The organism is Streptomyces sp. AC602_WCS936 (assembly GCF_019049125.1).
GTDB lineage: Bacteria > Actinomycetota > Actinomycetes > Streptomycetales > Streptomycetaceae > Streptomyces.
This window is the reverse complement of sequence record NZ_JAGMUF010000112.1, coordinates 313,191-329,590: the sequence shown is the minus strand read 5'-3', so window position 1 is coordinate 329,590 and position 16,400 is coordinate 313,191. Positions and strand designations below refer to the sequence as shown.

The 16,400-nt window shown below is 71.2% G+C and carries 5 protein-coding genes; 4 read left to right on the top strand and 1 reads right to left on the bottom strand.

Annotated features, from left to right (window positions below; all coding sequences use genetic code 11):
• Positions 1-28: 28 nt before the first annotated feature.
• Positions 29-6,325, bottom strand: a complete 6,297-nt coding sequence (locus KUM03_RS31175; RefSeq protein ID WP_217253905.1) for a protein kinase — start codon at positions 6,323-6,325, stop codon at positions 29-31.
• A gap of 173 nt (positions 6,326-6,498) precedes the next feature.
• Between KUM03_RS31175 and KUM03_RS31170 the strand changes: the two genes are divergently transcribed.
• From KUM03_RS31170 to KUM03_RS31155, 4 genes are all read left to right on the top strand, one after another.
• Entirely contained in the window at positions 6,499-10,218 is a 3,720-nt protein-coding gene (locus KUM03_RS31170) for a sigma-70 family RNA polymerase sigma factor (RefSeq protein ID WP_217253904.1), read from the top strand.
• Between the two features lie 75 nt (positions 10,219-10,293).
• Positions 10,294-13,431 carry a helicase-related protein gene (locus KUM03_RS31165; protein WP_217253903.1) on the top strand — a complete coding sequence of 1,046 codons (3,138 nt, stop codon included), beginning with the start codon at positions 10,294-10,296 and terminating at the stop codon, positions 13,429-13,431.
• Positions 13,428-15,290 (top strand): DUF1998 domain-containing protein, encoded by a 1,863-nt coding sequence (gene drmB, locus KUM03_RS31160; RefSeq protein ID WP_217253902.1) that lies wholly within the window; start codon positions 13,428-13,430, stop codon positions 15,288-15,290. The genes KUM03_RS31165 and drmB overlap by 4 nt, the downstream gene beginning before the upstream one ends.
• Positions 15,287-16,372, top strand: coding sequence for an AAA family ATPase (locus KUM03_RS31155; RefSeq protein ID WP_217253901.1), 1,086 nt, complete (start codon positions 15,287-15,289; stop codon positions 16,370-16,372). The genes drmB and KUM03_RS31155 overlap by 4 nt, the downstream gene beginning before the upstream one ends.
• Positions 16,373-16,400 lie beyond the last annotated feature (28 nt).

Genomic DNA, 16,400 nt, shown 5'->3' with positions numbered 1-16,400 from the left:
GTGTCGTCAAGTCCTTCGGTGAAGGTGATCAGTTGGCGGCAGAGGCGCCGAAGTAGCGGGCGTTCGCGGCGGCGATCGCGTCCCAGTCGGCGTCGTGGGCGAAGCGGACGACGTCCCAACTGGCGTTGAAGAGCCGGTCCTCGGCGTCCTCGTCGCGCAGGGTGTCCTGCTCCTGGCCGGGGGTGTCCACGAAGACGGCCACGTTTCCGCCGGGCAGCCGATACACGAAGTCGGGCCGCGCGTTCGCCTCGGTGAGGAACGGTGCCGCCTCGTCCGGCAGGTGCAGTCCCCTTGCCTTCGCCCAGCCCAGGAAGTCGCCCTGAGCGGCGAGGTCGGCGGCGGTCGACGTCTCCACCGGGGTCGGTGCCGTCGGGGTCCGGTCGAGCAGCCGGTGGAACTGCTCCGACCGCGACTCGCCGCGGGCCTCGCGCTTCGCCGTCGCCGACGCGAACCGCACCAACAGGTGCCGGGCGGCGTGGCGGTTGATCTGGGCGTGGTCGAGCTGGTTGCCGTACGTCAGCAGGCACTCGTAGCAGCCGAGTGCGCACGGCCGGTCCGGGTGCGGGCCGCCCAGGTCGGTGCCGTCGTCGTCGAAGTGGCAGATCGACAGCGCGTACTGGGCTGCCTTGGCCAGCGCGTCCGGCTCCGCCTGGAGACGGCGGAGTACGCCCGCGCCGCCCTCGGCGGCCTCCATGAACAGGAACCGGCCCCGCGGTCCGCCGTCCGGCGGCAGCAGTTCGCTGGACAGTTCGGCGTCCTCCAGCTCGAACGCGGCCTCGATGCCCCGCTCCAGCGCGTACATGAGAGACAGTGCCTCCGGCTCGGGCAAGGCCTCGTCGAGGGTGAGGACGAGAATGTTGCGGCGGTCCTCCACGTACGGGATGACGCGCTTCTTGCGGCGCCGCTCCTTGCCGTCCTCCTCGACCATCGGCAGCTCGCTGGAGTCACCGGAGGCCTCGGCGGCGTCCTTGTCGTTCATCCAGCGGCCGTCGGCGAGGTCGAGCCAGTAGCCGGCCGGCTCGTCCTTCTTGGCGCGCACCCGGCCGAGATTGGTGATTCGGACGGTCGCCGAGTCGCCGTACGCCAGGTCGGCCAGCGGGACGTCCCCGCTGTCGGTGACGGCCGCGTTGAGGCGGCCCTTGCGGGCGCCGTGGTCCTGGAAGCGGTACGACGTCTCCATGCGGTAGCCGGCCCGACGGCGCTCCTCCTCGTCGGAGGAGATCCGCTCCCGGCGTGTGGTGTACACGGTGTGCAGCTGGAGCAGACCGTGGGTCGCCGCGCCGAGGGGCTCGTCGCACATGTGGCAGCGGTCCTGGCGTTCGGCCGGGTCGTGGTGGTAACCGCAGTGTGCGCAGCGGCGGGCCTCGCTGGTCGCCAGGTCACCGGAGGAGTCAGGCGGCAGCTGGATGCGGGTCACCTGGTAGCGGGCGCCCTCGTGGTAGATGAGCGCACCGGGACCGAACTCGCGGATGGCCAGGAACCGGGGGCGCTGGAGGTAGTCGCCCTCACCGCGGCGGCGGCCGACGGTCGGGATGTACGCGGCCAGCGGCAGGCGGGGGAAGCTGTAACCGGGCAGGAAGCCCTCGGAGGCGAGGTAGCGGTAGGGGTTGAAGTCCGACAACACCGACTTGCTGTCGACGCTCTCGTTCATCAGCAGGTTGAGCTGCGTCTCCGCCTCGCGGCGTCGGGCGTTGGCACGGTTGCGGTCGAGCTCCGTGAGGCTGTAGTCCAGGCGTCGCCTGTTCTGGATGTACTGGTCGTCGAGCGCGGCGCGGAAGAGCTGTCGCCACCGGTCGAAGGCCTGGTCGAACCGTTGAGGCACCGTGCGGACCCGGTCCTGGATCCAGTCGTCGTGCCACCACGTCGTGTCGGCGAATCCCGGCAGCAGCGGGCCGAGCACGCGCAGCGCCGCGTCCACCGTGCGGTCCTGCGCGCTCTCGTCCAGGGAGGCCTCGAGGATGTCGGGCAGCAGCCCCAGTGCGGGGTTCGGGCGGTCGCCGGTGTCCGGGTACGACACGTCCAGGATCTCGGGTATCGCGCGGCCCAGCTTCAGGCCGGCTTCCGCGATCCATATGCCCTGCAGGTGCGAGAGGACCAGGTCTTCGTTGGCGAGGTCCAGACGGGGCGGGGCCACGGCGCCCGCCACCATCCGCTCCGAGCGGCGGAAGTAGTACTGGTCGTGGCTGTTGCCCGTCGCGCAGTACGTCGTCACCAACGCCGGCTGGCCGCTGCGGCCCGCACGGCCGGAACGCTGGGCGTAGTTGGCGGGAGTGGGCGGGACGTTGCGCATCATCACCGCGTTGAGGGACGAGATGTCGACGCCCAGCTCCATGGTGGGGGAGCAGTACAGCAGCTTCAGCTCCGCCTTGCGGAACGCCTCTTCGCGCCGCTCGCGCTCCTCCGGTGCCACCTGCGCCGTGTGTTCGCGCGCGAACATGCCGGACAGTGCGCTCGCCGCCTCCTTGTACAGCTCGCGGAAGAACGTGTTCACCCGCGGGCCGTCACCGCTGGGGTAGGTCCGCGTCAACGGGTCGTGCGCGCCCGTCTGGCCCTTGCCGGCCCGCCAGATCAGCGACTGGGCCGCCACCCGGTATCCGGTCCGCACCTCCGCGGTGGGCCGGCGGTAACGGCCCGCTCGCTGCGGGGCCTCCGACACCTCCTTCACCAGGCCGTCGGCGGCCAGCACCTTCAACACTTCCGCGATGACGAGTTGCAGGTCATCGGGGGAGAGGTTCTTGAACGAGGGGTCGGCGCGCTTGAGGTACTTACCGAACTTGCCGCGGGCGGAGAGGAACAGGCCGGAGCGGTCCAGTCCCCGGCCCGTCGACGGGTGTGGGTAGGCGGTGCCCACGCTCGGCCGGTCGGAGGCCGAGAGCACCCACGGGTCCACCAGCCGTTCCTCGCTGGCCCGCTGCAACGCGTCGAAGTCGTCGCGGAAGTAGGCCACGTCGATGGCGAGGGAGCGGCGCATCTCGTTCAGCAGCGCCTTCGCGATCTCCGCACGCAGAGCCGGGTCGGCGTTCCGCAGTGCCGCGTGGGTGTGCGCCCAGCGGTCCTGCTTCTCCGCGACCCAGTTCAAGTCCGCGTAGTCGATCTCCAGCAGGCCCGTTTGCTCCAGGTTCGGCATCGTGATGCGCCAGCCGCGTTCCAGGTCGAGGTACAGCCGGAACGCGACGACGTCGCGCAGCGTCTTGGCCGCGGCGCGGGCGAGCGACGGGGGCTGGTCGGCGTCGCCGGTGTAGTCGAGAGGACCGATCGCGAGCGCGTTCGTCACCGCCGAGGCCAGCTCCTCGTGGGTGAGGCCGTCCTCCCCCGCGTCCAGAGCCGCCCGGAAGAGGGCGCCGCGCAACTGGGTGATCTGCACGAAGTCGTTGAAGTGACCGGCCTGGAGGGAAGCGTCCTGACGGTTGTCCACGAAGGTCAGGAGCTTGCGCGCCTCCTTGTCCAGGGCCGCCTCAGGCACCGACTTCAGTGACCGCACCACGGAGGCCGAGATCAGAGAGGTCGCCGAGGAACGGCCCTCCTGGTCCAGCGTCGCGAGCTTGGCGAAGTCCCGGCCGCGTGTCTGCTCGTAGGCCACACCGCAGTGCAGGCAGAACAGGAACGGCGACGGAATGAACGCGGCCTGCAGCTCACCCCGGCCCTCGTAGCCGAGCGGGTCCACGGTGACGGCGCGCGGCACCCGGTCGCGGTACGTCTTCTTGAGGACCTCCTGGCCCCTGTCGTCCAGTTCCAGCCAGGACTCCGGCAGGCGGCGGTCGTCGACGGCGTACTGGACGCTGGACGGCCAGGCCCGCTCCGGGTCGATGAAGAGGTAACCGTCACCCTGTCGTCCACCGGTCGCAGAGGTGTCCCGGCGGGCCTCGTAGCGGACCTCGCCGTCCTTCTCGTCGCGCCACACGGTCAGGTACTCCTGACCGCACTCCCGGCAAAAGGCAAGCGGCATCAGCAGCTTGCCGCCGCTGCCCGGCTGCTCCAGCTGGTAGGAACGGGTCAGGTGACGGGAGAGCTTGTCCTCCAGGGTGACGTAGACGGTGTCCCCCTTGGAGAGGAACTGGTGCAGCCGGAAGGCGAACAGCGGGCGGTCGGTGACCGGGTGCCGGGCCTGCGAGCCGGCCTCCAGAGTTGCCTCGACGGCCCTCGCGCAGTCCCCCTTGGAGACCCCGGACTGCTTCGCCAGCTCGGCGGCCGCCGCGTCCAGGGTGGTCGGCCGCCGACGCACCAGGCGGCCCGTCACCTCGTCCGTGGCCAGACCGAAGCGGGTTTCGATCCAGCGGGCCAACGGGTCTCGTACGAGGTCGGCGTACGCACGCGGAGCTGCCGGTGAGGTCAGGCGCTCGGCGGGAACGCTGTAGGGCGCCTCGTCGGTGGCACGGACCAGGGTCTCGCCGATGACGTGTTCCGGACTGACCGTCGTGCCGAACAGCCTGCTCGCCATACCGGCGACGACCCTCTTCTGGTCCTCGACGGTGCCCTCGGTCGACATGGTGGCCGAAGTGCCTATGCACTGCACGGCGGGTGCCTGGCAGGCCTCGCGGACACGCCGGATGAGCAGGGCCACGTCGGCGCCCTGGCGGCCCCGGTAGGTGTGCAGCTCGTCGAAGACCAGGAACTCCAGGCCCTTGGCCATCTTGATGAGGCTGGCCCGGTCGGCGGGCCGGGTCAGCATCAGCTCCAGCATCACGTAGTTGGTGAGCAGGATGTCGGGCGGGTTGTCCCGGATCTCCCGGCGCTTCTCGTCGTCCTCCTGGCCCGTGTAGCGGGCGAAGGTGACCGGCTCGTGGCCCTCGCCGTAGCCGTCGCGCAGGTACTTCTCCAACTCCTTGAGCTGACTGTTCGCCAGCGCGTTCATCGGGTACACGATGACGGCGCGCACCCTCTTGACGGCCTTCGGGCCTTCGGCGTCCCGCTCGTGCAGCACCCGGTTCACGATCGGGACGATGTACGACAGCGACTTGCCGGATCCCGTGCCGGTTGTCAGCACGTACGAAGCGCCGCCCGCGGCGGCGTCGATGGCCTCGCGCTGATGGCGGTGGAGCGTGAGCGGTCGGCCGTCCGACACCGTGCCGCCCGCTGTCTTGCCGGCCTGGAAGATACGGGCGCACTCCGGGTGGATGACTTGGTCCCCGACCAGTTCGGCAACCGTGCCGCCGCTCTGGAAGAACGGGTTGAGGGACAGCCACGGGTCCGGCCACTGGGACTTGTCGTCGAGGTCCTTCTCGACGAAGGCCGCGACGCGGTCGTCCCGGATGACGGTGCCGCCCTCGGTGAAGTCGCGGTAGTCCTTGATGAGGGAGCGGTGCACGCCGAAGACGTCCATCGCCGTGCCGGAGGCGGTGACCGGAGCGGGCCGCGGGGCGGGCGTGGACGGGGCGACGGCGACACGGGCGGCGGTGGCCGCCAGCGGCCGTGTGGGGTCGAGAGCGCTCCAGTGGGGAAGCTGCGGAGTGTCCCCGTCCCGCAGGGCCAGTGGGTGCAGGGCGTCGCGGACTTCGGCCGCGGTCGCGGGCCGGTCGGCCGGGTCCTTCGCCAGGAGCCGGCCGACGAGGCGGATCAACGCGGAGGGTATCTCCGTACGGATGACGCCGAGAGGAGTCGGCTCGGCCTCGAGATGCTTGCGGGCCAGCTCGAACCGGGATTCGCTGACGAAGGGCGGTACGCCGACGAGCATTTCGTACAGCACACAGCCGAGCGCGTACAGGTCGGCGGCCTGGGTGACCTGGCGGGTCTCGAACTGCTCCGGTGCCATGTAGCGGGCGGTGCCGACGCTGATGCCGGTGCTGGTCAGCCGCGCCTCGTCCGGGTCGTCGACGATGCGGCCCATGCCGAAGTCGAGGACCTTGACGGTTCCGCCACGAGTCAGCATCACGTTCGCCGGCTTCAGGTCGCGGTGCACCACGTCGGCGGCGTGGGCGGCGCACAGACCGTCGGCGATCTGCGCGCCGACCGCTGCGACCCACGACAGGGGAAGCTGGCGTTCCTCCTCGATCAGGTCGCGCAGCGTCTCCCCGTCCAGGAACTCCATCACCAGGTACGGCAGTCCGCCGTCTCCGGCGACCCCGCCTGCGATGAGCCGGGTGAGGTTCGGGTGCTCGAGCCGGCGCATGATGCGGACCTCGCGCGCGAAGCGCTCCACAGCCTTCGTGTCCGATGCGGTGTCGATCAGGGCACCCGTGCGGCGGCGAAGGATCGTTTTCACGGCGACCGAGCGCCCGGGTTCGCCCTCCGGTGCCTGGAGGTCCTCGGCCCGGTGAACCTCCCCCATGTTGCCCTTGCCGATGACCTGGCCGGTGCGGAATCTGCCGTCGATCAGCTCGTGGCCCATGGTCGCCCCCCTCTTCCTGGCCTCGCGGTTCGTTCGGAACAGGCGGGCCCCTCGACACTCGCGCTTCGCTGACGCTGCATCAGACCGCGCCGAATGAACTGTACACAAGGTTTGGGCCCGTTGATGTTGTCAACGCGTTGAAGCTAGACTCGCCCGTATTCAGGGAGTTGGCGGTGGAGATCGTGAGGCGCCACATGGCCAGGGAGTCCGGTACGCCCGTGTCGGCAGCCGCGCTGGGCGAGCTGCTCAAGCGGCTGAGAGTTGCCGCTGTCGACGGTGTGGTGCCTGAGCGTGAGTTCACTCAGGGGGTGAACGTGCTCGGCCTTGACGACGTCGAACAGGCTCGGTTGCGTACCGAGCTGGCCAGGATGGGCCTCCTGGTACGGGAGTTGCATGCGCACGTGGAGGTCGACTCGCATAGTGGTGAAAAGGTTGTATGCGAGCGTGGAGAAAGTGTGACGCCGCGTGTTCGGCTCGCGCGAGCGCTGCTCTCCCGGTACCAGGACGACGCTGAGTGTGTGTCGTCCCGGGCCGTCGAGGGCGTGGTGCGACTGGCCGGACTCGATGCCCGCGAGGCCGCGGTGGTGCGGGCAGGGGCCAGTGTGCGACCTGCCGCGGACACTGACGCGACGGGGGATGGCGGGGTGCTCGAAGAACCCCACGGAACTCCGGCGGTGCCTACGGGAGCAGAGGCTGCCGTCGTGCCGGAAGATGACCTCGCAGGCGCGCTGGCGGCGGCCCGGGAGGTGTTGGAAGCCGACCGGTTCGAACGCGGCTCGCACAAGCGACTGTTGAGCGCCCAGGCCGAGGTGGGGCTGACCGTACTCGTACGGGGCGGGGTGGACAGGATCGCGCAGGAACCCGGAGAGGACGAACTCAAGGCGCTGCCGCGAGACGACATTCGAGTCCGGGCCCGCGACTGTCTGGTCCTTCACAATCTGCGGCTCGTGCACTCCCTGGCGCGTCCGCAACTGCACCAGGGCCTCGACTACGACGACCTGGTACAGCACGGCGTACTCGGGTTGATACGGGCCACGCGGAAGTTCGACCCGACCATGGGTAACAAGTTCTCCACCTACGCCACCTGGTGGATCCGGCAGTCCATTACCCGGGCTGTCGCGGACGAGGGCGCGTTGATCCGGATCCCCGTGCACATGCACGAACAGATGCGGAGGGTGGCCAAGGCCGAACGCGCCCTGGCCGCAGAGGGACGGTACGCCAGCGCCGCGGACGTCGCGGTGCGGTGCGACATGACCGTGCAGAAGGTGGAGGAGATCCGCCGCCTCACCCGACGTACCGACTCCCTCGACCGGGTCATCGGCGACGGTGCGACGCTTGGCGACTTCGTGGCCCGGACGCGTCTCCTGCCGCCGGTCGACCAGCAGGTGATCGATGCTCTGTTCGCTGATGAGGTCCTGGGCGTGGTGGACACGTTCACCGAGCGGGAGGCACGGATTCTCGTGCGGCGGCTCGGGCTGGATGGGGACGAACCATCGACGCTGGACGATCTCGGACGTGAATTCGGCGTCACGCGGGAGCGGATCCGACAGATCGAGGGCAAGATGCGGCCCGTGCTGCGGGAGCGGGTGCGCGCCGCGGGCCTCGTCGGTCTGGACGCGGTGTGCGAGGAGGCCGAGCGCGCGGCGGAGCGGGTGGCGGAGGCCAAGAGGACGTTGCGGTACGTCCGCGCAACCCACCAGGCACGAGCCGCCCGAGCGCGGGGCGTTGAGGAGCCGGTGCGGGCCGGCGTGGCGGAGCGGTCGGCGAAGCACGACGGCGCGCGGATCGAGGAGGCTGAGCCGGAGACCACGGTGGTGGCGGTCGAGGAGGACGCCCCGGCTCAGGAGATGGCCGCCGTCGCCATGGGTGCGGTTGCCGCCGAGCTGACCGCTGACAGGGAAGTGCCCAGTGTCACGGAATCGCCTGCTGACACCGAGGCACCCGACGTGATCGCTGCCGACTGGGAAGGAGCCTGTCGCCTGGCGCAGGATCCCGTCGATCAAGCCGGGTGGCTCGCGGAGTACGCGCGGACAGCCGTCGGGGATGCGGGGCTCGTCTCTGTGCTGGGACAGTCGGCCGCCGACATGGTGGTGCGGAACGTCCGGGACGGCGAACCCGTCTCCCGACCGGTGCTGACGGCCCTGGAACTGCTGCGCCGCGTCTTCGACGCCGTCGCGGCGGCCGGGCGGACGCCGGAGGACTTCTTCGGGCGCCCTGCCCCATCGCTGCGAGGGGTGACACCTCGTGCCTACCTCGAGTGCAGTCCCTTGGTGAACGGCGAGGCGCGACTGGCCGTGCGTGACTCGCTGCGCGAGTTTCTCGCCGCGGTGCCCCCCACCGAGGAGCCGGAGGCCGCGCGAGAGGTTTCCGAGCGGGCGGCCAGGGAGCCGGCAGGGGAGCAGAGCCCGGAAGTGCCGCCGGAGCGGGCAGCGGAAGCGCGGGAGACAGAACAGCCGCAGCCGCAGCCCGCGGCGAAGGTCGAGCCGGAGTCGGAGCCGGAACCGGCGATGACGAGGACGAGGACGAGGACGCGGGACGCGGAGCGTCCGGTCCGCGCGCCCCAGACCACCGCCGATTGGGAGAAGGCCCGCACCCTGACGCAGCCGCCCCTGGGCGGGGGAGTGGCCTGGCTCGCCGAGTACGCGTTGCTCGCCCTCGGGCATCCGCAACTGTCGGTCCTGCTGGGCCCGTCCGCCACCGACGGCGTGGTACGGGCCGCCCGGCAGCGCGGGACGCTCGACCGCCCCGTCGTGGAGGCCCTCGAAGTGCTCAAGGAGATCTGCGACGCCGTCAAACACCGTGCTCTGCGGCCGGAGCGCTTCCTCGAACGGTCCGCCGACGCGTTGGCCGGGGCAACACCCCGGACATATCTGGCCGCCAAGCCCTTGGTGCGAGCCGAGTCTCGCCTCGCCGTCCGCGAGGCCCTGCGCGAGTTCGTCGTAGCCCGGCCGGTGCACACTGAACCCACACCGTCGGCCGACGGCGCCGAAACCGGCACGTCCGGGAGCCCGGCCGCCGGCCAGAAGGACCCGCACCCGGCATCGGCCGACGCGGTCGTCACATCGGCCGAACAGACGCCCGCCGACGTGGAGGAACTCCTCGCCGAGGCCCGCGCCCGGCACCAGGCCGACGCCGCCCGGCTCGCCCGCGAGCACGAGCACCGGCTGGACCAGGAGCGTCGCGATGCCGACCGGCGCGTCGCCGCCGTCAGGGCGGAGGCCGAACGGCGGCTCGACGCGCTGGAAGAGGAGCTGCTGCTCCGTGCGGACCGGTCGCGCGACCGGCACGCGCAGCATGTGCGGCGCCAGACGGAGGAACGCCTCGCGCACCTGAAGGCACAGCACCGGGAGGCGTACGAGGCCGTACTGCGCAGGGCCGAGCTGGCCGAGGAAGCCGCCCGACAGGCGGCCGGCACCGACCGGCGGGCGGGCGAGCTGGAGCAGCGGATGCGGGAGTACCGCGAGGGCGCCGAGGCCCGGATCGCCGATCTGGAAGCGCGGCTGAGGCAGACGCGGGAGGCTGCTGCCGGACTGGAGGCGAGGCTGCGCAGGGCCGAGGAGAGCGCCATCGAACGGGAGCGGGCCGCCGCGTCGGCCCGGGACGAGTACCGCCAGGGTGCTCAGGTGCGGATCGCGGAAGTCGAGGCGCGGCTGCGCGAGGCGGAGGCGGCCCTCGCGCAGCGGGAGCTGTTCGTCGAGGCGGCCCGCCGTAGCGCCGAAGAGACCGAGCAGCGGGCGGCGCAGCGCATCGCGCAGAGCGAGCACGACGCCTGGCTGCGCATCACCGACCTGCAGGCGCAGCTGAGCGACGTTCAGGCGGAACTGGCCGCGGCCCAGGCTGAGGAAGCGGCCCGCAACCGCTCCTCACTGCGGGATCGCTGGCGCCGGTCCTGAGTGGAGCACACCACCGCAGCACGGCCAATGCGGCCGCCCAGTCCGAGCACCTCACCGTCCGACCACAGGAACGCCATGGACCCCCGACAAGAACTCATCACCTACCTACGGCGGCAACTCGTCGGCCCGACCGGTGGCGAACACGAGACGCTCGACGCCCCGCCTGATCGCCAGTACCTCATGGGCACCCTCTACCCGCAGGAGGCCGACCTCCAGCGTCAGCTGGACGTGGCCGCCGAGGAGCTGGAGGGCTCCGGCACCGAAGGGCGGGCAGAGGACACGGCGCCCGCCGCCGACCCGGTGCCCGAGTCCAACTCCTGGCTGCCGTCCTCCCTCGGCTTCAGCTTCTACACCGACGCGGACACGGTGGAGATCGAGTGCTCCGCCGCCCGCTACGAGACCCGTGCGCGCACCGGCGAGCGTGGTCGGCACTGGCCGCGGATCCCGCTGTCCGCCGAGACCCACCGGCTGGTCCCGGAGCAAGAGAAGGTCACCGTCCTGGACGGCCGTGGCGAACTCCGCATCCGGCGGCGGTCCTTCGGCGCCGGTCGGCTGGTCACCGTCGCCCTCGTCAACACCGCCGTCCACGAGCCGGGTCTGGGGAAGGCCGCGCACTGGGACCGGATGCTGTTCCAGGTGGAGCTGCGCGTCCGTCCCGTGGGCGGCACGATCCTCCAGTATCCCAGCGTCCGTCTGGCCAGCCGCGATCCGGAGGAGCAGGAACTCCGCCTCCAGTACCGGCATGTCCGGACGCATGCCGTCGGCCACGGATGCGCGGTCGCCGAACGGTACGACGAGGCCGGTGAGCGGGTGACCGAACTCAGTGCCGCCGTCATGCCGGAGGCCGAGGTCACCGGCGTACGGGCGGCGGGGCTCAGCGGCTCACCGGTACTCAGCCTCCGGCACCTCTCCGATCCTGTCGTCCCCGTGGACCAACTGCGCGAGGAGCTGGCCGAGTTCGCCGCCGACTACCGGGCGTGGTATGTCGGCCAGCTGAACGAGGACGTTCCGGAGTGGGGGCGGCAAGCGGCGAATCGTGTACTCGACCGCATCGGCGCAGCCGTCGCACGCATCGAGTCCGGCGTCCGCGCCCTCTGCGACCCGCGCCGCCCCGAACTGCTGCACGCCTTCCGCGCCGCCAACCACGCGATGGCCCTGCAGATGCGTCACTCCGCACCCGATCTCGCCGGCACGCGGCGCTCTCGCCGGGAAGCCGTGCCACCGGACCCGGAGCCGTATGCCGACGCCACGTGGCGCCCCTTCCAGCTGGCCTTCTTCCTGCTCGCCGTGGAGGGAACGGCCGATCCGCGGCACGCGGACCGGGCGGTGACGGACCTCATCTGGTTCCCGACCGGCGGTGGCAAGACCGAGGCCTATCTGCTGCTGGCCGCGTTCACGATGGTGCTGCGCCGCCGCCAACCGGACGGCGGGGGTACGGCGGTGCTGAGCCGGTACACCCTCAGCCTGCTGACCACGCAGCAGTTCCAACGGGCCGCCACCACCGTCTGTGCCCTGGAGACGCTGCGCCGCGCGGAACCGGAGGTGTACGGCGCGGAGCCGTTCTCCATCGGCCTGTGGGTGGGTGAGACCACCACTCCCAACACGTACGACAAGGCCCGCACGGCCTTCGAGAACGCCCGCCAGGCCGCGCAGCCCGAGGACGTCTTCATCCTCGACCGCTGCCCCTGGTGCGGCACCCGCATCCTGCCGGCGCGCAAGTCGCCCGACACCGGGGACTACGGAGTGCGTGCCACGCCCGACTCCTTCGCGTTCTTCTGCCCTAGGCAGGAGTGCGTGTTCCACGACGAACTGCCCGTCGCCGTCGTGGACGAGCAGCTCTACGACCGGCCGCCGACGTTCGTCCTCGGCACCGTCGACAAGTTCGCCAGGCTCGCCTGGGAACCACGTGCCGGACGGCTCTTCGGCGCGCCGAGCGTGGACGGAACCGGCAGCCTGCCGCCCTCGCTCGTCATCCAGGACGAGTTGCACCTGCTCACCGGCCCCCTCGGCACCACCGTCGGGCTCTACGAGGCGGCGATTCTCGGGCTGTGCGTCGAACCCGACGGCACCGGTCCCAAGATCGTGGCGTCCACGGCGACCATCCGCCGCTCGGGCGAGCAGGTCCGGGCCCTGTACGGCGGGGACGTCCAGCTCTTCCCGCCGGCCGGGCTCGACGCCCGCCACTCCTACTTCGCGGAACCCGACACGTCCAGGCCCGGCCGTCGCTACCTCGGTGTCATGGCCCAGGGGCACACCGCCGGCCGCGCGGCCGTGGCGACGGCCGCCGCCCTGCTCCAAGGTGCGTGGGAGCTGCCCGAGGAGCACCGGGACGCCTACTGGACCCTGGTCGCCTACCACCACAGCCTGCGCGAGCTCGGCCGCACGGTCACCGCCGCGGCCGACGACATCCCCGCCCAGCTCGCCGGACTCGACACGGGCAGCGGCGTACGGCTACTGACCGACCATCAGGTGCAGGAGCTGACCAGCAACCTGCCGCGTGCCGAGCAGCCCGTGCTGCTGGACCGGTTGGAGAAGGGCTGGGACGATCCGCAGTCGGTCTCCTTCCTGCCCTGCACGAACATGCTGTCCGTCGGCGTCGACGTCAAACGGCTCGCTCTGATGCTGATGCAGGGGCAGCCCAAGACAACCGCCGAGTACATCCAGGCCACCAGCCGGGTCGGGCGGCACACCGTTCCAGGCCTCGTCGTGACGTTCTTCAACGCCACCCGCCCCAGGGACCGTTCGCACTACGAGACCTTCGACGTCTACCACCGGTCCCTGTACCGGCACGTCGAGCCGACCAGCGTCACCCCCTGGTCGGTGCCCTCCAGGAGACGAGCCCTTCACGCCGCGCTCGTCGTGCTCGTACGGCACCGCCTCGGGCTCGCCGCCGAGAACCAGGCCGGGCGGGTCCTGGACCGCCTCCCCGAGGTGGAGGCCGTCGCCGAGACACTGGCCCGACGTGCCGAAGCGGTCGAACCCGCCGCCGGCGACGAGGTCCGCAAGGAACTCGCCGGCCTGATCGCGGACTGGGAGGACGCGGCGCGGGAGGCCCGCAAGGACGGTCGAGACCTGTACTACCGAGGCCAGGGCAAGGGCCAGTCCAACCTGATCAAGAGCTTCGAGCAGACCTACGGCCTGTGGGAGACACCCAACTCCATGCGCAATGTGGACCGGGAATGCCAGGTGACGGTGAAGGGAGCCGACCTGTGAGCCGCACACTGCGGGTACGCCAGTCGCAAACGGTGGTGCCATTCGGCGTCGGCGCCGTATTCGACATCCAGGGCGAGTCCTTCGTCGCCACCGGCATCGGGGACTGGCCCGCTCGGGGCAGGCAGAAGCTCGAATCACCACGCCTCGCCTCCCGGCTCGGCGTCACCGGCTTCTACGCCGCACCGGCGACCGCCAACGACCGGTTCGACGTCCCCGACGCCCCGGGGGCGCCGTACATCCGCTTCCCGTCCTGGCTCTTCTGCGGCTCGTGCCGCCGGATGAAGCGCTGGCGGATCGCCGACGAGAAGCCCGGACAGCCGCCGCGCTGTCCGTCCTGCTCCCCGGTGCGGACGCTGGCGCCCATGCGGTTCGTGCAGATCTGCCAGGCCGGGCACCTCAGCGACGTCGACTGGTGGTTCTGGGCCCACTCGCGGCGGGACTCGGGCGAACGGCGGCAGTGCGAGGAGCGGGAACGGCTCCGGTTCCTGGTGTCCGAGCGCGCCTCAGGCCTCGAGGCACTCTCCGTCACGTGCACCGCGAAGGGGTGCGGGGCCTCCCGTGACCTGCTCGACATCCTCGGCACGCACGGCATGCGCTGCTCGGGACGCAATCCGTGGCAGCGGGCCGGCGAGCGCGTGGAATGCCCACGGCCCGTGCAGGTCGTGCAGCGTACCGCCGGCAACCTGTACTACCCGATCGTGCACTCGGCCCTCGACATCCCCGAGACCGACCTACCGGCCGGCCACGGCGACGAGGCCCTCGCGGCCCAGGTGCGGGCGCACGATCTGTGGGTGTCGCTGTGCCGCGTGGCCGGCACACCGCGCGCCGGGGTCTTCCGGACGATGATCCAGGAGGACACCGGCGCGGACGACACCCTCCTGGACGCGCTCGTCGCCGAGGAGACGGGGCAGCCTCCGTCCTCCCCGGACGCCCCGTCGGCCGACACGCAGACCGGGCCCTTGCGCCCCGACTTGAGCCGTGAGGAGTGGGTCGCCTTCACCGCGCCCGCACCGCCCGCCACCCGGGACTTCGCGTTGCGCGAGACAACCCTGGGCCTCGCCGGGGAGGACGGTGATCCGTGGGCCGCCCTCAGCCGCCGCTTCGGCAGGGTCGTGCTCGCCGACCGCCTCCGCGAGGTGCGCGCGCTGTCCGGGTTCACCCGGGTCTCACCGGACGCCACCGTCGTGCCGGCCGACACGTCCCGCCGGCTCAAGTGGCTGCCTGCCGTGGAGGTCTTCGGCGAGGGAATCCTCCTCACCCTCGACCCGGCCGAGCTGACCGCATGGGAGGCCGACCGGGACGTACGGCAGCGTGTGGCCGGCATGCGTGGTGACCTGGAACGGTCCTTCCAACGGGACCGTCTGGAGGCCCTGACCGGTCCGGACCTCTCCCCGCGCTTCGTCCTCCTCCACACCCTCGCGCACCTGCTGATCCGCCAACTGTCGTTCGAGTCCGGCTACACCACGGCGAGCCTGCGCGAGCGCGTCTACGCCCGTCCCGAGCAAGACCAGTACGGCATCCTCGTCTACACGGCGGCGGGGGACGCGGAGGGAACCCTCGGCGGGCTCGTCCGTCAAGGAGAGCCCCCTCGCCTGGCGGAGACGCTCGTGCGCATGACGGAAGCCGCCGCCTGGTGTTCGGCCGACCCGCTCTGCGCCGAACACACCGGCCAGGGATTCGGCAACCTCAACCGAGCCGCCTGCCACGCCTGCGCCCTGCTGCCCGAGACTAGTTGCGAAACCGGCAACACCCTGCTGGACCGGGCCCTCGTGGTCGGCGGTGAGAGCGTGCCCGGCTACCTGGAGTCCATCGTCACCGCCGCACGGGCGGCCGCCGCCGACGCACTGGAGCAGGCATGACCCTCACCTACCTGGACCTCACCGCCGACCAGCGAGCCGCCCTCGACGACCTCCCCTTCGACGGCAACCACCTGGTGAGCGGTCCGCCGGGCAGTGGCAAGAGCCTGCTGGCGGCACAACGGGCGATCATGCTCGCTCTGACCGGAGCCCAGGTCGCCCTGCTCACCCGCTCCAACCTGCTGAGCCAGTCACTGGCCGCGACGGTCCACGCCCTGGGCCCGTCGGACCGCAGCGTGCGCGTCGCCACCGCGCACGCCTGGCTCGCCGACTGGTACGGCGACAAGGCACCGCGCAGCCCGGACGGCTGGTACGACTGGCACGCGCTGTTCGACCGGGCGGCCGACACGGGCCCGGTACCGGGGCTCACCCTGGTCGTCGACGAGGGCCAGGACCTGCCGCCCGAGTTCTACCTGCTGTGCCGCATGCTCGGAGCCCGCACCACCGTCTACGCGGACGAGTGCCAGCGCCTCACCGACACCAACTCCACCCTGGCCGAGATCGCCCGGAACGTCGGCCGTTGCAGCCGCCACGAACTGGACGGCAACCACCGGAACACCGAACAGATCGCGTCCTTCGCCGCCCACTTCCACACGGGCGCCGGCACCCCCGTACTGCCGGAGGGGCAGGGACCGCTGCCCAGGCTCCACCGATTCCACGAGCGCGGCGCGGCGGACCTGCTCGCGCTGCTGGCCGAGCGGCACCCGAGGGACACGATCGGCGTGATCGTGGGCTCCAAGCACACGCAGTTCTCGCTGCTGGGCAGTCTGTCCCGCCGGGCGCCACGGCTGAAGCCCCAGCTGTACACGTCCGAGGCGAAAGGCGGCCAGTATCGCAACCTCGACCTCGGGCGCCCCGGCATCGTCATCGTCCACCGGGCCAGCGCCAAGGGGCTCGGCTTCGACACGGTCGTCATACCCGACACCCACGCGGACGCGGCCGGTGACCTCTCCGCCGCGGCTGTGCGTATGACCTACTACGTGCTGGCGACCAGGGCCCGGCGTGAGCTTCACCTCGGTTACGAAGGCGAGTCGGAGCCGCCGATCCTGGCCCAGGTGGACAGAAGCACCTTGATGCGAGGTTGAGGGGTGCCGGTGCCGGACGTGGATGGGC